17 protein-coding genes and 1 pseudogene are annotated in these 18,735 nt (G+C 43.6%); 5 read left to right on the plus strand and 13 right to left on the minus strand.

Annotation, left to right across the window (positions count from 1 at the left end; all coding sequences use genetic code 11):
- Window positions 1–227: 227 nt before the first annotated feature.
- Window positions 228–4,958 (minus strand): YSIRK signal domain/LPXTG anchor domain surface protein, encoded by a 4,731-nt coding sequence (locus tag HMPREF9188_RS08690; protein ID WP_009730629.1) that lies wholly within the window; start codon window positions 4,956–4,958, stop codon window positions 228–230.
- A 306-nt stretch (window positions 4,959–5,264) separates the two neighbouring features.
- On the opposite strand from HMPREF9188_RS08690, the gene HMPREF9188_RS08695 reads away from it, so the two are divergent.
- Window positions 5,265–6,896, plus strand: coding sequence for a Na/Pi cotransporter family protein (locus tag HMPREF9188_RS08695; protein ID WP_009730630.1), 1,632 nt, complete (start codon window positions 5,265–5,267; stop codon window positions 6,894–6,896).
- Window positions 6,897–7,097: 201 nt separating this feature from the next.
- Here the strand turns inward: HMPREF9188_RS08695 and HMPREF9188_RS08700 are convergent.
- A pseudogene (locus HMPREF9188_RS08700) lies at window positions 7,098–7,395 on the minus strand (bacteriocin immunity protein).
- A gap of 20 nt (window positions 7,396–7,415) precedes the next feature.
- On the minus strand, window positions 7,416–8,480 hold the full coding sequence (gene pepA / locus HMPREF9188_RS08705) for a glutamyl aminopeptidase (RefSeq protein WP_009730631.1): 1,065 nt from the start codon (window positions 8,478–8,480) through the stop codon (window positions 7,416–7,418).
- A gap of 237 nt (window positions 8,481–8,717) precedes the next feature.
- On the opposite strand from pepA, the gene HMPREF9188_RS08710 reads away from it, so the two are divergent.
- The 4 genes from HMPREF9188_RS08710 to HMPREF9188_RS08725 all read left to right on the plus strand — a co-directional run bounded on the left by HMPREF9188_RS08710 (window position 8,718) and on the right by HMPREF9188_RS08725 (window position 12,443).
- Window positions 8,718–9,677, plus strand: coding sequence for an ABC transporter permease (locus tag HMPREF9188_RS08710; RefSeq protein ID WP_009730632.1), 960 nt, complete (start codon window positions 8,718–8,720; stop codon window positions 9,675–9,677).
- Entirely contained in the window at window positions 9,667–10,623 is a 957-nt protein-coding gene (locus HMPREF9188_RS08715) for an iron chelate uptake ABC transporter family permease subunit (protein WP_009730633.1), read from the plus strand. The genes HMPREF9188_RS08710 and HMPREF9188_RS08715 overlap by 11 nt, the downstream gene beginning before the upstream one ends.
- Complete coding sequence (locus HMPREF9188_RS08720) at window positions 10,620–11,372, plus strand: iron ABC transporter ATP-binding protein (protein WP_009730634.1); 753 nt, start codon at window positions 10,620–10,622, stop codon at window positions 11,370–11,372. The genes HMPREF9188_RS08715 and HMPREF9188_RS08720 overlap by 4 nt, the downstream gene beginning before the upstream one ends.
- 99 nt (window positions 11,373–11,471) lie before the next feature.
- Window positions 11,472–12,443 (plus strand): siderophore ABC transporter substrate-binding protein, encoded by a 972-nt coding sequence (locus HMPREF9188_RS08725; protein ID WP_000858286.1) that lies wholly within the window; start codon window positions 11,472–11,474, stop codon window positions 12,441–12,443.
- Between the two features lie 31 nt (window positions 12,444–12,474).
- Here HMPREF9188_RS08725 and yidD read toward each other — a convergent pair whose 3' ends face one another.
- The 10 genes from yidD to HMPREF9188_RS08775 all read right to left on the minus strand — a co-directional run bounded on the left by yidD (window position 12,475) and on the right by HMPREF9188_RS08775 (window position 18,643).
- Window positions 12,475–12,717 carry a membrane protein insertion efficiency factor YidD gene (gene yidD, locus HMPREF9188_RS08730; protein WP_002876431.1) on the minus strand — a complete coding sequence of 81 codons (243 nt, stop codon included), beginning with the start codon at window positions 12,715–12,717 and terminating at the stop codon, window positions 12,475–12,477.
- Window positions 12,717–13,439, minus strand: coding sequence for a pseudouridine synthase (locus HMPREF9188_RS08735; RefSeq protein ID WP_001222228.1), 723 nt, complete (start codon window positions 13,437–13,439; stop codon window positions 12,717–12,719). Before HMPREF9188_RS08735 ends, yidD begins: the two co-directional genes overlap by 1 nt.
- A complete protein-coding gene (gene scpB, locus HMPREF9188_RS08740; protein ID WP_009730635.1) occupies window positions 13,426–13,995 on the minus strand; it encodes an SMC-Scp complex subunit ScpB in 570 nt (189 codons plus the stop codon). The genes HMPREF9188_RS08735 and scpB overlap by 14 nt, the downstream gene beginning before the upstream one ends.
- An 18-nt stretch (window positions 13,996–14,013) precedes the next feature.
- Entirely contained in the window at window positions 14,014–14,742 is a 729-nt protein-coding gene (locus HMPREF9188_RS08745) for a segregation/condensation protein A (RefSeq protein ID WP_009730636.1), read from the minus strand.
- The gene (gene xerD, locus HMPREF9188_RS08750) at window positions 14,742–15,476 is read right to left on the minus strand and encodes a site-specific tyrosine recombinase XerD (protein WP_332248986.1); all 735 of its coding nucleotides are present in this window, start codon (window positions 15,474–15,476) and stop codon (window positions 14,742–14,744) included. Before xerD ends, HMPREF9188_RS08745 begins: the two co-directional genes overlap by 1 nt.
- Window positions 15,473–15,934: a cyclic-di-AMP-binding protein CbpB gene (cbpB, locus tag HMPREF9188_RS08755; RefSeq protein ID WP_009730638.1), complete on the minus strand. Its 462-nt coding sequence runs from the start codon at window positions 15,932–15,934 to the stop codon at window positions 15,473–15,475. Before cbpB ends, xerD begins: the two co-directional genes overlap by 4 nt.
- A complete protein-coding gene (locus HMPREF9188_RS08760) occupies window positions 15,931–16,452 on the minus strand; it encodes a metallophosphoesterase (protein WP_009730639.1) in 522 nt (173 codons plus the stop codon). Before HMPREF9188_RS08760 ends, cbpB begins: the two co-directional genes overlap by 4 nt.
- On the minus strand, window positions 16,428–17,438 hold the full coding sequence (locus tag HMPREF9188_RS08765; protein ID WP_442852174.1) for a nucleoside-triphosphate diphosphatase: 1,011 nt from the start codon (window positions 17,436–17,438) through the stop codon (window positions 16,428–16,430). Before HMPREF9188_RS08765 ends, HMPREF9188_RS08760 begins: the two co-directional genes overlap by 25 nt.
- Window positions 17,396–18,190 (minus strand): glutamate racemase, encoded by a 795-nt coding sequence (gene racE / locus HMPREF9188_RS08770; RefSeq protein WP_000370379.1) that lies wholly within the window; start codon window positions 18,188–18,190, stop codon window positions 17,396–17,398. The genes HMPREF9188_RS08765 and racE overlap by 43 nt, the downstream gene beginning before the upstream one ends.
- A gap of 207 nt (window positions 18,191–18,397) precedes the next feature.
- The gene (locus tag HMPREF9188_RS08775) at window positions 18,398–18,643 is read right to left on the minus strand and encodes a YneF family protein (protein WP_009730641.1); all 246 of its coding nucleotides are present in this window, start codon (window positions 18,641–18,643) and stop codon (window positions 18,398–18,400) included.
- Window positions 18,644–18,735 lie beyond the last annotated feature (92 nt).

Here is an 18,735-nt window from a genome sequence, read left to right on the forward strand (position 1 = left end):
CTTTTTTTATACGTGTTAATTATATCACAAAATCAACAAAAGAGATAGAAAAACCCTAAACTTTTCTTGTTCTTTCTTATAATTAAAACTAGCATTTTTTAAAATCAAATCTAGAAAAACCTTATCAAATAAGTAATCAATGCGAGATAAAATAATCAAAACAAGGTTTGACTGCAGCCAAACCTTGTTTTTAGTTTTTATGAGGAAATCCAAGAATTCTAAATCGATTAGTCTTCTTTCTTCTTTCTAGCAAGCAAGCCATAACCACTCATTGCTCCGAGAAGTCCCAGAGCTACTAGACTGGCATCTGTTTCTACACCAGTATTTGGAAGTTGATTTGTTGCCTTTTCTGCTTTGACTGGTGTTTCCACCATTGAATTGTCTGTACTTGGTACTAGCTGTTCAACTTTTTCCTTGGTACCAATTTCAACAATTTCTGGAAGGGCTTCCTTGAGAATCTCAGTAGAATGAAGGGTGCGTTTGCCCTGAGCATCAACTTCTACAAAGCGACGAACTTGGCCTTCAACTCCTGCTTGAACTAGCTGGCGTTGTCCTTTGAGAAGGGCTGCATTTGGTCGTTCCTGACGTTCGAAGGAAACTGTCCCCTCTTCAATTTCCAGTTTCGGAGTTTCTAGAACTAAATCTTTCACACCTTCAGCTGGTTGGTTGCTTGATAGAACTTTTGTACCAACTTCGGTGATTTCTGGGATTGCTTCCTTGACTACCTCAGTCGAACGAAGAGTGCGTTTGCCTTGGCTATCTACTTCTACAAAGTGGCGAACTTGACCTTCAACTCCAGCTTGCACAACACGGCGTTGTCCTTTGAGAAATTCGGAGTTTGGTCGCTCCTGATGTTCAAAGGCTGTTGTTTCAGTTTCAATAACTAGTTCAGGAAGAGCTTCAACCGTTGGAGCCACTTCATTTGGATCCATGCTTCCAACATGATGGCTTTCTTCTGCAGGTGCTAGTTTCTTATTCAACTTTTCTTTCATGTCCGCAAAAGCTTGTGGAGTTGGTGTTTGTGAAGACAACAAAGCTTCAGCTTGGGCAATCAACTCATTTTGAGAATCTTTTTCGCGGACGGATTCGAGCAAGCCTTCCAATTCTTCTCTAGCAGTTTGATAACGTTGATTTCCATCCAAGTCCGCTCCAGCTTGTTTCAATTCATTCAAGGCTTTGTTGACTTCTTCTTGACTGGCATCATGGTTTTCTGCAACAGCTTTCGCTGCATTAAGTTTCTCTACTAGTACAGCTTGTTTGTCCTCACTTGAGAAGGTATAGGCAAGGGTTGACTGGCGACCTTGGGCAGCAGTGATTTCTTGTTTGAGGTACTCATCGTTGACAGCTGCTTTTGGAGAAACCAAGACATCGAACTCAGCAATGTGTCCCTTGTAATGCAAGGTCAAGGTTTGTCGTCCAGTCTTCTGAGCATCATAGCCCGTGATTTCAACACCTTGGTCCGTAAAGGCATGACTTTCTTCCGTCTCATCATCATAGAGAACACCGAAGCGACCTTCAGAGAGATCCAGTTGATCTCCTACTAGATAGTCTGTTTTTGGTTTCTTAGTAATATACAAGCCCGCTACTTCTTTTGGTTTTCCTTCATCTTGTCCTGTCACTTGGACTTTCAGATCACCTGACACTGGTAAACCAAGGTATTGAAGTGTTAGCTTCTGTTCCCTTTTTTGATGAGCGTCGTACCCAGATACCGTCACACCTGAGTGAGTAAGGTTAATCAGCTCGTCGGCTTGTCCCCCTTCGTATTGAACGCGGAGTGTTCCGCCTCTGAGGTCCAGTTTTTCTCCTTCTTTATAAACTGTCTTCTTAGGTCCTTTTTCAAGGCTAACAGATTTAATTTTTCTTTCATCCTGTGGAATCGCTACTGCCAAGGTGTTACTGATTTCTTTGCCAGGTAGTTGGGTACGATAATAGAGGAGATTTGGTTGCTTGTCAAAGGCCAATGGTGCAGTTGCCAGATCGCCACCAGTTTCAGTCTTCAAGGTTGCAATTGGTGTTTGTGAGTCTGCCTTGTCGTAAACGGTGATAGTCGCGCCTGCCGGAACATCAGAGAAGCCTAGTTGAACTTGGTGGTTTCCAAGTGAACGAGCAGCTACCTTAGCCATTGGAATATTTTGACTTTCTGTGTCCAAGGTTTCGTACATCTTCCAGTTGTAGATACGAATGGCCTTCCAAGGTGTTCCGTTATCAGATGTAATGACATGCAAACGCCAGTCTTGCGCGGTGATTGGTTTGTCAAGAGTGATATCTGTAACGTGCGCTTTATTGCCACGGACTTCCTTAGCTAGTTTCCACTCGCCATCTGTATCCTTGTAATAAAGATCAAAGTCCTTGGTGTTCATCAAACCATCGTTAACAGACTCACCACCAGCTCCCGCATGATCCATCACCCATCTGACAACACGACGTGGTTGGGTCAAACGAATATCGACACTACCGCTCAATTGTCCTGAAGACCACTTGTCTGACAGACTTGTAATCGTACCGTTCAACATGCCTTCGATGCCTTCCCCGCCTTCAGTATTGGGGAAAGTGCTACCAATAACCGTTGCCCCTGGAACAATATTTTCAGCCAAAGGTCTTGGGAGAGTTGTATCCTGAACTGTCATCCCCCAGTTAAAGGATGCCGTCGCTGCTTCGGAACGGAGGCCATTTTTACCAACTGCGACGACTTTAAATTCCTGAGTCCTACCAATCGCATTAGCAGAACGGCTAACTTTTGGCAAGTAGATAGTGGAAGCAGATGATCCTGTCAACAAACGCCAGTTATCCCCATCTTTTTCGTAGACTTCATAGAAATCTGCATCTTGGTTACCCGCAAACTGGACCACTGCTTCAGCTTCTTGGGCATTCTTGAGAGATTGTTTCACTACATATAGCTCCGTTGGCGCTTGTGGTGCTTGGTGATTGTCTGAAATGGTTAATTGACCTAGGTTGAACTGATAATCTTTTACAGCTCCTTCATGCTTGAAGAAGAGTTTGACTGCATAGATGGTTTTTCCAGCTAGTGAGCTGAGGTCAAATTCTTCATTCTTCCAGTCATCAGATAAAGTCAGTTCTTTCCATGCGTCTGCATCCTCAAATTTGTAGTCTGGTGTTGTAGAGAAAGCCATATAAACTTTAGAGCCTTTTCCTCCCTTGTGGGCAACACGAAGTTTGGTTTTCTCAGTTACTTCTAGTTTGGTAGAATACAAATTCACATCTTGGTCCGTCTTACCAGCTACATCACCTGAGAATTTAAGGGAGTTCCCACCATTATAGGCATCTGTAAAGTCATATTCTGCATGGAGTTTTCCCCCCGTCGAAGTCTGCCACCAACGCCATGTTGGTAAGACACCTGAAACCGAACGGTAGTTCCACTCAGAATCCTTAGAAACTTTACCGTCTACAAACCACTTTCTACCATGTCCTGTATTAAAAGAGGTAGTGAAGGTTCGGCCTACTGCTGGAGTGCGGTCCGCAACTAAATTAGCAATTCCATACCACTCTTTATCACCTGGTTTTTGAGCTGTCGGATCCCCTTGGTAACCTGTAAAGAAGATGTCTTCGTTCTTGTGGTAGTCTTCACCTGTTTTTCCTAGACTGGTAATGGTATCTGGCGCAAAAAGTCCAAGTGACAAGCGCAACTTGCCATTTTCATCTAAGAGAGCATCCCAGTTGACCTTGGTCTTATATGAACCACCTTGCTGCAATTCCAAGCCTGCAAAGACATCATATTGACTACGCTCTAGCCATTTAGCCATCTCTACGGAGTGGTCATTCTTTTCCTTGTTCCAGTTGAAATTGGCAAAAAATTGATCTGCAGGGACCTTGTCACCTTCTTTTTGCATGAACTGATAGTTGTAATCGCCTAGACCATCTTCGTGGTAACGACCGTATTTGTAGGTCATGGCATCGTACCAAGCATACTTGATTGGATGGTTGACCTTAGCTGCGTATTCTTTTGTATAGAGCATGAATTGGCGCATTTTTTCACCAAGAGGTGCTACCAACTCCCCCGTTGTTTCTTGGTTGATGAAATAGCCATCAAAGCCATAGTATTTAGCTAGATCAACGAGTTTGCGTGCAATTGGGAAAGTGCCATCTTCATCTTGTTTCAAGGCAGCGGCAAATTTCTCTTGGTCGGCAATGCTGTTTGACCAGTTGAAAAAGAGGGTTCCATAAACGGGAACTCCGTTGCGGTGCCCAGCATCAATGACATCTGGAGTAGGGACTAGGCCTTCCCAGAAGACCATTGAATCCAAGTATTGCCAGTAGTCAAAAGCATAGGCCTTGAATTCTTCTCCACCAACAGAAGCATGGTCTTTAGCTTTCGAGTTGGTATTTGCTAGCGCCTGAACCTTGGCTCTTCTGCTTGCTTTTTCGTTAACCAACTGACCTCTGTGGCGCTTGGCGAGTTCAACTGAGGAACGGTTAATGGGATCATCCTCACGCGCACCCGGTTCCCATTTCAACAAATCTTCCCATGTATCAAATTTGATTTCTTTTGGTCGGAGACTCTTTTCTTCATTTTTAGGAACGTCTGCTAGAGTCGGTTTGTCGGCTTTCTTCTCAGCAACTTGAGGAGCTTCCTCTGATTTGACTTCTTCTTTTTCAGTTGGTTGAGCAGGTTTGTCAGCTTTATCCGTCGGAGCAGGCTTCGCTTCTTCTTTTTCATTAACTAAATCCGTTATTGCTGGAGTGTTTTCTGAAATGGGTTGCTCAGCTACTTTGTTCTCTGTTTCCTCTAATTGCTTTTCGATAGCTGCGGTGTCTGGATTAGTTGTTTCACTGGCACTTGTCGCTTGAGTGCTCGTATTAGTAGCTGTTTCAGGGGCAGAGACCTGTTCGGCAAGAGCTGGGCTTGCGAATAGAGCTGAACCAATCATCAAGGAACAAGCCCCGATTGACAGCTTTCGAATACTGTAACGGCAACGTTTTTCAAAAAATAGATCTTTCATCTTATCCTCCCAATATAATAAAAAGTAACTGTTCTCAGTGCACACCACCAGAACAGGATCATCTTCATTTTATCCTATATGAAAGCGATGTCAATCTATTTAATATAAAAACTATAACTAGGATAATAATCAGTAAAATTTGGACATAATCCTATAAATCATCTATCTTAAAGGGAAACTATCTCTCATTTTAAAAGAAAGTTCTTGTTTCTTATGGAAATTTCAGCTAAACACTTGTGAGATTTACTTTTATCCTTTAAAATAGAATAGGAGAAATTCCGTTATTATTTTTCGGAGGAAAAAGAAATGTCCATTAATTGGCAGGAAATTTTATTTCACTTTTTGGGAGGTCTAGGACTGTTTTTATACAGTATTAAGACTATGGGAGACGGTTTGCAACAAGCTGCTGGAGATCGCCTTCGTTTTTACATTGACAAGTACACCAGCAACCCCTTCTTCGGTGTGCTGGTTGGTATCGGTATGACGGCGCTGATTCAATCAAGTTCTGGTGTTACAGTCATTACAGTGGGACTTGTCAGTGCAGGACTTTTGACCTTGCGTCAGGCTATCGGTATTGTCATGGGTGCCAATATTGGAACCACCGTTACTTCCTTTATCATCGGTTTTAAGCTAGGAGATTACGCCTTACCTATGCTCTTTATCGGAGCAGTTTGTCTCTTCTTCACCAAGAATCGCTCCATCAATAACATTGGACGGATTATCTTTGGTGTAGGAGGTATCTTCTTCGCTCTCAATCTTATGAGCGGTGCAATGGAACCCCTAAAAGACCTGCAAGTCTTTAGAGACTACATGGTTGAACTAAGTAAGAGTCCTATTCTAGGTGTCTTTGTCGGAACTGGACTGACCCTACTCATTCAGGCTTCATCCGCAACTATCGGTATCTTACAGAACCTGTACGCAAGTGGTTTGATTGACCTACAAGGTGCCCTACCGGTCTTGTTTGGTGATAATATCGGAACGACCATTACAGCCATCATTGCTTCTCTTGGAGCCAATATCGCTGCCAAACGTGTTGCTGGTGCCCACGTTGCCTTTAACGTGATTGGTACGGTTATCTGTATTGTCCTCCTTGTACCTTTCACTGGCTTGATTCAATGGTTTGAATCTGCACTCAATCTAGCTCCAGAAATGACCATTGCCTTTGCCCACGGAACCTTTAATATTACAAATACCATTATCCAGTTCCCATTCATCGGCGCCTTGGCTTACATTGTTACCAAGCTCATTCCTGGTGAAGATGAAGTTGTTAAATACGAGGCTCTCTACTTGGATGAACAACTCATCAAACAGGCGCCTTCTATCGCTCTAGGAAATGCCAAAAAAGAACTTCTTCACTTGGGGAACTATGCTGCAAAAGCTTTTGACCTTTCCTACGACTACATCGTCAATCTAGATGAAAAACTAGCTGAGAAAGGCCATAAGACTGAAGAAGCAATTAACACAATTGACGAAAAACTCACTCGTTACCTGATTAGCCTTTCAAGCGAATCCTTGAGTCAAAAGGAAAGTGAAATTTTAACCAATATTCTTGACTCATCACGTGATTTGGAACGGATTGGAGACCACGCAGAAGGGTTAATCAACCTAACAGACTATCTCCAACGCAAGAATGTTCAGTTCTCTGAGGCCGCTTTGGAAGAGCTAGCTGCGATTTATCACGCTACCACTGAGTTCATCAAAGATGCCCTTGATAGTGTGGAAAACAATGATATTGAAAAAGCTCAAAGGCTGATTGAACGTCATAAAGAAATCAACAATATGGAACGCGTTCTCAGAAAGACCCACATCAAACGCCTTAACAAGGGCGAATGTTCAACACAAGCTGGGGTCAACTTTATTGACATCATTTCCCATTACACTCGTGTATCTGACCATGCTATGAACCTTGCTGAAAAGGTCATTGCTGAACAAATCTAATACTCTTCGAAAATCAAATTCAAACCACGTCAACGTCGCCTTGCCGTACTCAAGTACAGCCTGCGGTTAGTTTCCTAGTTTGCTCTTTGATTTTCATTGAGTATAAGTACCAAGAAGCTATCCTGAATGGGATGGCTTTTTTTGTCTCCTCATCAAGAATGGCTTTTCTGACATAAAAAAATGCTTTGATTCACAGTGTAATCAAAGCATTTTAAAGAGTTCTCCAAACATGATAGCAGAAACTGCAGTGCCCCTGTACTTGGCTTCTTCTCTTTTGATAAAGCGCGCCAAGTTGATCAACTCAGGTGCTGGGTGTTTGGGTTTGATGAGCAATTCACGGGTAACCAGTCCTGAGAGTCGAACTGCTAGTAATTGCTCATTTGTAGTAGGTAGTTTTTTAGCAGTCTCTAGGAGAGCAGCAACTAAATCTTCACTCAAGCCCTGACGGGCATGGTTATAGAGATCTTTTATAAGGCTTTCTAGGGTTTGGTTCTGCCATCCTGACCACCTCCCTTATGTTTAATAATTTTTAATCAAATCAACTGTTGAGCGATTCAATTTTTTCACCAAGGCTTGCAAGAAAGCTTGAGCTTCTAGGAAGTCATCCATAGCGTAGAGGGTTTGGTGAGAATGGATATAACGAGCGCAGACACCGATAGTTGTAGATGGGACACCACCATTTTTCAGATGAGCTGCTCCAGCGTCTGTTCCGCCTTTTCCACAGTAGTATTGGTACTTGATGCCAGCTTCTTCAGCCGTTGTCAAAAGGAAATCCTTCATACCTGGGAGGAGCAAGTGACCTGGATCGTAGAAGCGAATCAAGGTTCCATCCCCAATCTTGCCTTGTCCTCCATAAACGTCACCTGCTGGTGAACAATCAACTGCCAGAAAGACTTCTGGGTCAAACTTAGTTGTGGAAGTATGAGCGCCACGAAGACCAACTTCTTCTTGGACGTTAGAACCAAGATAGAGCTCATTTCCCAGCTTTTGACCTGAAAGGGCTTCTGCTAGCTCACTTACCATAAGAACACCGTAGCGGTTGTCCCAAGCTTTTGAGATGATATTCTTTTCATTGGCTGTAAGAATTGCGCTACTATCAGGGACAATCGTGTCACCAGGACGGATGCCAAAACTTTCTGCCTCAGCCTTGTCTGCAAAACCACCATCAAAGACAATATCCGAAATAGCAGGCATAGTTGGTCCGCCCTTTCCACGTGTCAAATGTGGAGGAACAGAACCTGAGATTACAGGAATTTCACGACCGTCACGAGTAAAGAGTTTGAAACGTTGGCTGCTGACTACCATTGGATTCCAACCACCGATTTCAACGACACGGAAGGTACCATCTGGCTTAATCTCACTGACCATAAAACCAACTTCGTCCATGTGAGAAGCGACTAAGACGCGTGGTGCATCCGTAGCTTCTGAATGTTTAATTCCGAAAATACCACCCAAGCCATCTGTCACTACTTCATCCACATGCGGAGTCAACTTTTCACGAAGATAAGTCCGGACAGGCGCTTCATGACCTGAGATCGCAGCAAGCTCTGTTACTTCTTTGATTTTTGAAAATAATGTTGTCATATCAGTTCCTTCTTTCTGTCCTCCATTTTACCACTTTTTATAAGAGAAGGATAGTGGGAAGGTGGATTGGTTTTTACTCAGTTTTTCCAATAAAAGAGAGTGGCAGATGTAATTTCAGGAATTTTTCTTTCTTTTTACATTAAATTGTCAGAAAATTTATTGACAGATTAAAAAAATCGTGTTACATTTATATCCGCAGGTATCTTTCGATACCAAATCTACACGAAAGGACGGGGTATGAAACTCTCTCATATTTTAACAGGCTTACTTCTACTCCTAGTCTTTCTCTCCATTACCATTGGAACCAGTGATTTTTCTTGGGAAAAATTCTTTGCTTTTGACCAGCAGATCTGGCTTCTCTTTCAAGAGTCGCGTCTTCCAAGAACCATCAGTATTCTCCTCGCAGCCTCCAGTATGAGCATGGCAGGACTCCTCATGCAGACCATTACCCAAAATCAGTTTGCTGCACCAAGCACAGTTGGAACGACTGAAGCCGCCAAACTGGGAATGGTGCTAAGCCTCTTTGTCTTTCCGTCTGCGAGTCTGACCCAAAAGATGCTCTTTGCTTTTGGCTCATCTATTTTATTTACCCTCTTCTTCCTGGCCTTTATGACTATTTTTTCTGTAAAGGAAAGGTGGATGTTGCCCTTGATCGGTATCATCTATAGTGGGATTATCGGTTCTATCACAGAAGTTATCGCCTATCGTTTCAATCTGGTTCAGAGTATGACGGCCTGGACCCAGGGCTCCTTCTCCATGATTCAGACCCATCAGTATGAGTGGCTCTTCTTAGGCCTCATCATCCTGATAGCCGTTTGGAAATTATCCCAAACTTTTACCATCATGAATCTAGGGAAAGAAACCAGTGAAAGTTTGGGGATTTCTTACTCCCTACTGGAAAAACTGGCCCTCTTTCTCATTGCATTAACGACAAGCGTCACCATGATTACCGTGGGTGCCTTGCCTTTTCTCGGGGTCATCGTTCCCAATCTGGTCCGCAAGCGCTATGGAGATAACCTGAGTCAAACCAAACTCATCGTCGCTCTGGTCGGAGCCAATCTGGTTCTAGCCTGCGACATCCTCTCTCGAGTTCTCATTCGGCCCTATGAGCTGTCTGTCAGTCTCTTGCTAGGAATCATCGGTAGCCTCTTCTTTATCCTGCTTCTATGGAGAGGGGGACGAAAAGATGCAGTTTAAAAGCAAACATACCAAGCTCTTCTGCCTTCTCATTATTCTGGCCATCGTAGCTTGTCTCCTCTACTTTTGGCCTATCACCCAGCTGTCTGCCTTTGCTTGGAAACTTCGTTCTCAAAAGATTGTCGTTTATCTCTTGGTAGCTATCGCGACAGGGATTTCGACCATTAGTTTTCAAACCCTGACGGAAAATCGCTTCCTGACACCTAGTATTTTGGGAATCGAATCCTTCTATGTCTTGCTACAAACCCTGCTACTGGTTTTTGAAAGCAAATTTCTACAGCTTGAAAAGTCTCCTGTCTTAGAATTTTTAATCTTACTTCTTGTCCAATCCCTCTTCTTTCTTGCCTTACAAGGCTACTTGAAGACACTGATGAAACAAGATCTGGTCTTCATTCTGCTAATCTGTCTAGCACTCGGAAGTCTCTTTCGAAATATCAGTACCTTCCTCCAAGTCCTGATGGATCCAAATGAATACGATAAACTGCAGAACAGTCTCTTTGCCTCCTTTCAGCATCTCAACACTTCCATCCTAGCCATCGGTTCTCTAATCATCCTCGCTTTGACAATCTTTTTCTTTCGAAAAGCAGTTATTCTGGATGTCTTGCACCTGCAAAGAGAAACGGCTCAGATACTGGGACTCGATGTTGAAAAAGAACAGAGAGAACTCCTCTGGGGCATCGTACTTTTGACCTCAACGGCAACTGCCTTGGTAGGACCTATGGCCTTCTTCGGCTTTATGCTGGCCAATCTCACTTACCTGATTGTCAAAGATTATCGACACAAGTTACTCTTTATCGTGGCTATTCTGATTGGATTTATTAGCTTGACCTTGGGGCAAGCCCTCATTGAACGAGTCTTTGCACTGGAAATTCGCATCAGCATGATTATCGAGAGTGTGGGTGGCTTCTTATTCTTTATCTTACTTTATAGGAGGGCACGTCGGTGAAACTGGAAAACATTGACAAATCCATTCAAAAACAGGATATTTTGCAAGACATTTCGCTTGAAGTCAGTCCTCAGAAACTGACAGCCTTTATTGGTCCAAATGGTGCTGGAAAATCAACTCTCCTCTCCATTATGAGCAGACTAATCAAGAAGGATCAGGGAATTCTCAGTATCAAAGGTCGTGAAATTGAAAGTTGGAATTCGCAAGAACTGGCTCGAGAGCTTACCATCCTAAAGCAGAAGATCAATTACCAAGCCAAATTGACTGTAGAAGAACTGGTCAGTTTTGGACGTTTTCCCTACAACCGTGGTCGACTGAAGGCAGAAGACTGGGAAAAAATCCGAGAAACTCTGGACTATCTGGAACTGACAAACTTAAAAGACCGCTACATCGATAGTCTGTCTGGTGGACAGCTCCAACGTGTCTTTATCGCCATGGTACTAGCCCAGGATACAGACTTTATCTTGCTGGACGAACCACTTAACAACCTCGATATCAAGCAAAGCGTCAGCATGATGCAGATTCTCAAGCGACTGGTGGAGGAACTAGGGAAGACCATTATCATAGTCCTCCACGATATCAACATGGCCAGCCAGTATGCAGATGAAATTGTTGCCTTCAAGGACGGTCAAGTCTTTTGCAAGGGAACGACTGCTCAAATCATGCAGGCTGACCTGCTCAGTCAACTCTATGAGATTCCTATCACGCTAGCTGATATCAATGGCAAAAAGATCTGTATCTATAGCTAGTAACTCAGAAACTCATGTTAGAGAATTCTCTGTCTCTTAGCTAATAAGCCTATCTAAGAGACTCCCTACATCGTTATCACATTTTAAAAAGGAGAAATCATGAAAACATCCCTTAAACTTTATCTTACTGCCCTAGTGGCCAGCTTCTTGCTCCTACTTGGTGCATGTAGTACAAATACAAACTCAAGCACTAGCCAGACAGAGACAAGTAGCTCTGCTCCAACAGAGATAACCATTAAAAGTTCACTAGACGAGGTCAAACTTTCAAAGGTTCCTGAAAAGATTGTGACTTTTGACCTCGGTGCTGCGGATACTATTCGTGCTTTAGGATTTGAAAAGAATATCGTCGGAATGCCTACAAAAACTGTTCCGACTTACCTAAAAGATCTTGCAGGAAATGTCAAAAATGTTGGTTCTATGGTTGAGCCAGACCTAGAAGCCATTGCTGCTCTTGAACCAGATCTAATTATCGCTTCTCCACGTACCCAAAAATTCGTAGACAAGTTCAAAGAAATTGCTCCAACTGTTCTCTTCCAAGCAAGTAAGGACGACTACTGGACTTCTACCAAGGCCAACATCGAATCCTTAGCAAGCGCCTTTGGTGAAACTGGTACACAGAAAGCCAAAGAGGAATTAGCCAACCTAGACAAGAGCATTCAAGAAGTCGCTACTAAAAACGAAAGTTCTGACAAAAAAGCCCTTGCTATCCTCCTCAATGAAGGAAAAATGGCTGCCTTTGGTGCCCAATCTCGTTTCTCTTTCTTGTACCAAACCTTGAAATTCAAGCCAACAGACACTCAATTTGAAGACTCTCGCCACGGACAAGAAGTCAGCTTTGAAAGTGTCAAAGAAATCAATCCTGACATCCTCTTTGTCATCAACCGTACCCTTGCCATCGGTGGAGATAACTCTAGCAACGATGGCGTCCTAGAAAATGCCCTCATCGCTGAAACTCCTGCCGCTAAAAATGGAAAAATTATCCAACTAACACCAGACCTCTGGTATCTAAGCGGAGGCGGTCTTGAATCAACTAAACTCATGATTGAAGACGCACAAAAAGCTTTGAAATAAGCAAGAGAACCCAACATCAAATGATGTTGGGTTATTTTTCTTCTTGGTTTCGTTTGAGTGAAAAGTGGTCTGGTACGGGATCCTTGCCTGTTTTCGACCAGGGATGGCAACGTAAAATCCGAGCCAAACCCATCAAGACACCCTTGAAGCCATGTTTTTCAATAGCCTGGATCATGTAGTTGGAACAAGTCGGCTCAAAACGACAAGAGGGGGGAAAGACTGGTGAGATAAAACGTTGGTAAAAGCGTACTGGCGCTATTAAGATTCGTTTCATTATTTTTTAGTTACCGCCATGGTGTGTAGTTGGCTGATTTCTTTTTTGTTAAGGCGACGAGATTCTCCCGGACGAAGGCCTGTCAAATCTAAGTGTCCAAAACGTGTCCGAGACAACTTATCCACTTGAAGACCGACAGCTTCAAACATCTTTTTAACTTGGTGGTTACGTCCTTCGTGAATGGTCAACTGTACCACAGAGCGATTTTTAACTGGATCCACTTTGAGAATTTCATAAACAGCTGGCTTGGTTTTCTTGCCATCAATCTCAAGTCCGCGGGTCAAGGGACGGAGATTGTCCTTATTGGCCACACCTTTAACACGCGCGACATAGACCTTGTCAATCTCATTACGGGGGTGAATCATTTCATCCGTAAAGTCCCCATCATTGGTCAAAATCAAGACACCTGATGTATCCCAGTCCAAACGTCCCACAGGGTAAATGCGTTCTTTAACATTTGGTAAGAGATCCACAACTGTCTTGCGTCCCTTGTCATCTGTCACACTGGAAATCACTCCACGTGGTTTGTTAAGCAGATAGTAGACCTTTTCTTCGTTGTAGATGGGTTGACCTTCAACTTCGACCTTGTCACCTGACTTGATGGTGGTTGCGAGTTCACGCACCACTTGGCCGTTGACAGTCACCAAGCCTTGCTTGATTAGCTCTTCTGCTTTTCTCCTACTGGCCACACCTGCGTGGGCAATATACTTATTGATTCTCATCTTCTTCTATCCTTTCACCAAATAATTGGCTTTCTTGGGCTTGAATCTCAAGCTCATCAATCACTGGCAGTTCTTCCAAATGGTTAATCCCCATGTAATCTAGGAAATAATCCGTAGTCACATAGAGGTTGGGGCGGCCCAACACTTCTTTTTTCCCGTTTTCTTTAATCAAGTCAAAAGCCTGCAACTTTGCCAAGGCTCCACTCGAGTTAACCCCACGAATAGCATCAATTTCTATCCGTGTGATGGGTTGCTTGTAGGCAATGATGGACAAGGTCTCAAGGGCAGCCCGAGACAAACTTTGGTTGATGGGCGCCTTGGAGTATTCCTTCAAAATCGATGCAAATTGAGGCTTGGTGACCAATCTGTATGCACCACCTGTCTCGATCAGAGACAAGCTGGAATCCTGGTCTTCTCCATACTTATGGGCTAATTTTTCTAAACTCTGTTGGATGCCTGTCGGTGGTAGAGAGAGGAGTTCAGCCAACTGACGGACCCGAATCCCATCTTCACCTGCTACAAACAAGAGCGCTTCTATTTCTGCTAAAGTACTCATCTTTCCTCTCTATCAAGTCTAGCTTTGTGCCTCTTGACTTTCTTCCTTCTTTTCCATGAGATAGATATCTCCGAAACTCTCCTCTTGCACGAGGATCAGTTCCTGGGTTTTGATTAACTCTAGGGTTGCCAAAAAGAGGGTAATGACCTCTTGAACATTCTGGGCTTCCTTGAACAAATCCTGCAAGCGCAACTGGTCTCGTCCTGACAAGGACTCTTTTACGATGACCATCATGTCCTCAATCTTATACTCATCCCGCAAGATGGTCGTGTGATTCTGTGCGAACTCCTCTTTTTTCTTGGCTAGGATACTTGAAAAAGCCAAAAAGAGGTCAATGGTCGTCTTGTCATGCACAAGCTCCGCATCCTCGTAAATCAACTCTGTCGGCGCTTTGGAATAGTACTGGGCTCGATCTTGGTGCTTAGCCTCCAAGTGCTCACCCAAGAGCTTGAACTTGCGGTATTCTTCGATTTGGGAGAGAAGGTCCTGCTCCAGGTCATCCTCCAAGTCTGTCACTTCAGCTACCTTTGGCAAGAGCTTGCGACTCTTGATCAGCATCAGCTGACTAGCCATGACCATATACTCGCCCGTCACTTCCAGACGCATGGCCTGCAGAGTTGAGACATAGGCTAGATACTGTTCGATAACTTCCGTAATGGGCACATCGTAAATATCCATCTGGTACTTAGAAACCAAGTGCAAGAGCAGGTCCAGGGGCCCTTCAAAATCTTTTAATTTAATATCCATTATCTATATTTTTCTAAGGTCAGGACTGTTTTTAATCCTAGTTTTTTTGCAATTTCGTACAAATCGACCTTGTTTTCTATCTGTCTTAGAATGAACTGTTCCCGCAAGGCTTGAGCGGATAAGGTTGGGAAACCTTTCTCCTTGACAAAGGACTCTAGCTGACGAAAGGCCCACTGACGAGAATAGGCTTTCCCTCCCCTTTCAAAGAGATAGGTCTGTCCCATCAAGGGTTCTAGCTCTGGAATCAAGGTCGTGGGTATGGTGACAATCCTCTGTTGGGAAGCCTTGTTAATTCGCAACACCTGAAAATCCAGATTGATATCTGCAACCTTAAGGGCTAAAATCTCACTTGGCAAGAGCCCTATTTCCAAGATAAGAAGCGCCAGCAAGCGTCCTTCTGGATAATTACTTTCCTGCCAAAAAGAGTCTAGGTCTAGAATCTCAGGCTTTTCAGTCTTCTTTTCAGCTTGTTTGGCTAATTCCAAACGATAAAAGCTGTCCACTTCTCCTTTTCGATAGAGAAAGTAGAGAAATTGGTTACAGGCCGAAAGTTTTCGCTTCTGGGCGCTGATTTTTAGATTGGCTAGCTGGCCTTGGTAAATCTTGAGACTAGTCTCAGAAATCCGCTCCCCTACAATGTCTAAAAATTGCTCCAAATCATACTTATAGGACTGCTTGGAATTGACAGACAAACCCTGCTTTCCCTCTAAAAAGTCTGAAATCCTATCTCTTATTTGCATCGAATCTCATATTCCTTACTAAAGTCATGCAAGAGGGCATTGACAGCCTTGAGGATAGATTTCCGCGTGATGATTCCTTGAAAAATCCCTTCATCATCTACGACTGGCAGGAAAGGCTCATCCACCAGTTTATGGAGGACTTCAGTGATGTTATAGTCTGGAGCGACGACTGCCACATCTGTCTTGGTCATATGGATGATATCTGTCGTTGCCATCTGTTCATCCGTCAAACCTTGCTCCATTTGATAAGCCAAAATGTCTCTCAGACCAATGGTTCCGACAAAGCGTTTGTCAAAGGTCACAACTGGGATACGGGTATAAGTGATTTGGCTCAACACCAAAATTGCATGATCAGCGTTATGGGTATCAATCAAGGCTGCTAGATTCTCGGCAGGGGTAAGAAAAGTCTCTTCCTGATCCAGTAAAAATGCTTCAAATTCCTTGGCAATCATCGAGTAAACTCCTTGGACAAGCCTGGATAAACCTCATGGTCACGTGTCAAAAAGTCCACTTTGAAATAGCTATCTTCAATCTCTACACGGGCATAGAGACATTCCCTAATGGTTCCTCGTGGTTGGCTAATGGAGCCTGGATTTAAAAAGAGTGTTTTGCCTTCCATCCAAGCTTTTGGTACATGCAAGTGACCGTAGAGACAGATATCGGCATCTTCTTCCTGAGCCCAGTAGTCCAACTTTTGAAAGTTGAAATTGATATCAAACAAGTGTCCATGCGTCTGGATGATCTTGGTCTGACCAAGTTGAGTCACCAAACGTTCTGGGTAGCCAGCATAAAAGTCCATGTTTCCTTTGACGACATGGATGCCTTCCCAGAGTGGAGAGTCTGGACGGAGTTCAGAGTCACCATCGTGAAAAATGGCATCGACTTTCCCCAGATAGCGATCACGGATTTCTTCGACAATCAAGCTATCGCCATGAGAGTCACTCATTACAATGATGGTTTGCTTTGCCATGATGGAAATACCTCCAAAAGTTTCTTAACGGCTAAGGCACGGTGGGATTGGCTATTTTTTTCTTCAAGGGTTAATTCAGCTGCTGACTTGCCTGTCTCTCCCACAAGGAAGAGCGGATCATAGCCAAAGCCATTTTCACCCTTAGGTTCAAAGTTGATATAACCTGGCCAGTCAGCTTCAACCACCAAGCTTTCCTTGTTTGGACTAGCTACGACTAGGGTTGTGTGGAATTGAGCCGAACGGTCCTTGAGATCAAAGACCATGGCCAATTCGTGCAAGAGCTTGGCATTGTTTTCACGATCAGTTGCTCCTACACCAGCGAATCGCGCTGACCAGACTCCTGGCAAACCGCCAAGGACATCGACTTTGAGACCTGAGTCATCTGCCAAAACCATCTTGCCTGTTAATTGGGAAATGGTTTCTGCCTTGAGGCGGGCATTTTCTTCAAAGGTCATGCCTGTTTCTGCTACTTCAGGTAGATCTGGGTAGTCATTGAGGTTTTCCACGTCGTAGCCTAACTTGTCAAAGATAGCTCGGAATTCCTTGGTCTTGCCTTCGTTGCGAGTCGCAATGAGCAGAGTTTCTCTAACCTTGCTAGTTTCAAAGAAGGCTTCTACATCGACTCCTTCTTTAGGCAATTCGACATGCAAAAGCTGTCCATTTTCAATCAAGAGCAGAGCTCCCTGACGTTGGATAACTTCCAAGTTTCGGCCTGCTTCTGCATTTAAAATCTCAACAATAAAGGAGAGCAGACGGTAGTTAGAAGACCAGCGCATCACCGTTATCGTAATTGGAAAGCCATTTTCCTCATCACGAAAAATCCGCGCCAAATCCATAAAATCAAGCTCAAGAGGATCTTTGATGAGACTGTAGATGCCTCCATAGACGTCCCAGACACCAACATACCAGTCCTGGTCATCCTTGTATTCATAAATTTTGTTTGTCATAAAGTTACATGCTCCACATGAATCTCTTTTTCCAGCCATTCTGCTCCAATTTGGGCAAAACTTTGGCTATTGGCTGTTGTGTAAAAACGATGTTGAAGAGGCCCCGCATCTCGGCTACGATTGATTTCAAAATAGTTAAGCAAAACCGAGATATCCCGTACACACTCTGCCCCACTATCGATGAGCTGAACCTTAGGTCCCATGACATTTTGGATGATAGGGCGAAGGAGTGGGTAATGGGTACAACCCAGAATCAAACTATCCACCTTGCCTACCAAGGGACGCAGGGTTTCATAAACCACTTTCTTGGTGACACTGGTTGACAGGGCACCTGACTCCACCAAGGGAGCAAACTTAGGACAGGCCAAACTCTCCACTTGTAAGTCTGGATCCAGATCATGGATTTTCTGACGGTAGATGTCTGATTGGACCGTCATAGGGGTTCCAATCACACCGATTTTCCCACCTTGACTGGACTTGATGGCTGCCGAAGCTCCTGGCAAAATCACGCCTAGGACAGGAATATCTAGTTGAGCCTTGATTTCTTCCCAGACGACCGCAGTCGCAGTATTACAAGCAATGACAATCATCTTGACATCCTTGGTCAAAAGAAAGTTGACCAACTGCCAAGTATATTCACGAATTTGCTCAGCAGGACGGGGACCATAGGGCGCCCGTGCCGAATCTCCAATATAGACGATTTCTTCATGGGGAAGTTGGCGCATGAGCTCACGAACAACGGTCAAGCCCCCGACACCTGAATCCAAAAAACCAATTGGTCGATTATCCATACAGTCTTCTTTCTAGTCTTCTTTTTCTGATTGATAGTTCATCATGATTCCTTGTCCTGAAGGAACTAACCGACAGCTTGATAAAATGTCAACTGCCTCTCTCTTAATCATAATCAAATATCAATAGAATGCAAGGAAAAAGTCTTATCCTTGAGAACTATTGAACATAGTGAGAAGTCTGGAACTTTCATCCCAGACTTTTCCTATTTATTTCTTTTTATTGTTAGCAAGAGCTGCTTTTTGTTGGCGGATAATTTGGTGGTAAACTTGTTGTACCTTGGCTTCGCTTGGTTTTTGACCATTTGCGCTCAAAAGAGCACGAACTGCCTCAGCGTTCAAACGTGGGTTGTCAGCAAATTCTTTTTCGATTTGCTTACGAACCAAATACATACCTCCAAGAGCTCCTCCTAGAAAAGCTAGCACAATCAAGATAATTGCTAAAATAAGATCCATAATCTTTCTCCTGTTTCTTTTTGAGTCTTCTATATTATACCATAAAGTGACTTTTCTGACTAGTTTGTTTTACGCTTTCAGGGAGGGAGTTA

This window comes from Streptococcus sp. F0441, from assembly GCF_000314775.2.
Lineage (GTDB): Bacteria > Bacillota > Bacilli > Lactobacillales > Streptococcaceae > Streptococcus.

What these genes read in the sequence shown, in the direction of transcription:
- HMPREF9188_RS08715 (WP_009730633.1), top strand. Translation starts at nt 9,667, where the DNA reads ATGCAGTTTAAAAGCAAACATACCAAGCTCTTCTGCCTTCTCATTATT.
- cbpB (WP_009730638.1), bottom strand. Translation starts at nt 15,934, where the DNA reads ATGATTGCCAAGGAATTTGAAGCATTTTTACTGGATCAGGAAGAGACT.
- yidD (WP_002876431.1), bottom strand. Translation starts at nt 12,717, where the DNA reads ATGAAACGAATCTTAATAGCGCCAGTACGCTTTTACCAACGTTTTATC.
- HMPREF9188_RS08745 (WP_009730636.1), bottom strand. Translation starts at nt 14,742, where the DNA reads ATGGATATTAAATTAAAAGATTTTGAAGGGCCCCTGGACCTGCTCTTG.
- scpB (WP_009730635.1), bottom strand. Translation starts at nt 13,995, where the DNA reads ATGAGTACTTTAGCAGAAATAGAAGCGCTCTTGTTTGTAGCAGGTGAA.
- HMPREF9188_RS08690 (WP_009730629.1), bottom strand. Translation starts at nt 4,958, where the DNA reads ATGAAAGATCTATTTTTTGAAAAACGTTGCCGTTACAGTATTCGAAAG.
- HMPREF9188_RS08725 (WP_000858286.1), top strand. Translation starts at nt 11,472, where the DNA reads ATGAAAACATCCCTTAAACTTTATCTTACTGCCCTAGTGGCCAGCTTC.
- HMPREF9188_RS08775 (WP_009730641.1), bottom strand. Translation starts at nt 18,643, where the DNA reads ATGGATCTTATTTTAGCAATTATCTTGATTGTGCTAGCTTTTCTAGGA.
- HMPREF9188_RS08710 (WP_009730632.1), top strand. Translation starts at nt 8,718, where the DNA reads ATGAAACTCTCTCATATTTTAACAGGCTTACTTCTACTCCTAGTCTTT.
- racE (WP_000370379.1), bottom strand. Translation starts at nt 18,190, where the DNA reads ATGGATAATCGACCAATTGGTTTTTTGGATTCAGGTGTCGGGGGCTTG.
- HMPREF9188_RS08760 (WP_009730639.1), bottom strand. Translation starts at nt 16,452, where the DNA reads ATGGCAAAGCAAACCATCATTGTAATGAGTGACTCTCATGGCGATAGC.
- HMPREF9188_RS08735 (WP_001222228.1), bottom strand. Translation starts at nt 13,439, where the DNA reads ATGAGAATCAATAAGTATATTGCCCACGCAGGTGTGGCCAGTAGGAGA.
- HMPREF9188_RS08765 (WP_442852174.1), bottom strand. Translation starts at nt 17,438, where the DNA reads ATGGCTGGAAAAAGAGATTCATGTGGAGCATGTAACTTTATGACAAAC.
- pepA (WP_009730631.1), bottom strand. Translation starts at nt 8,480, where the DNA reads ATGACAACATTATTTTCAAAAATCAAAGAAGTAACAGAGCTTGCTGCG.
- HMPREF9188_RS08695 (WP_009730630.1), top strand. Translation starts at nt 5,265, where the DNA reads ATGTCCATTAATTGGCAGGAAATTTTATTTCACTTTTTGGGAGGTCTA.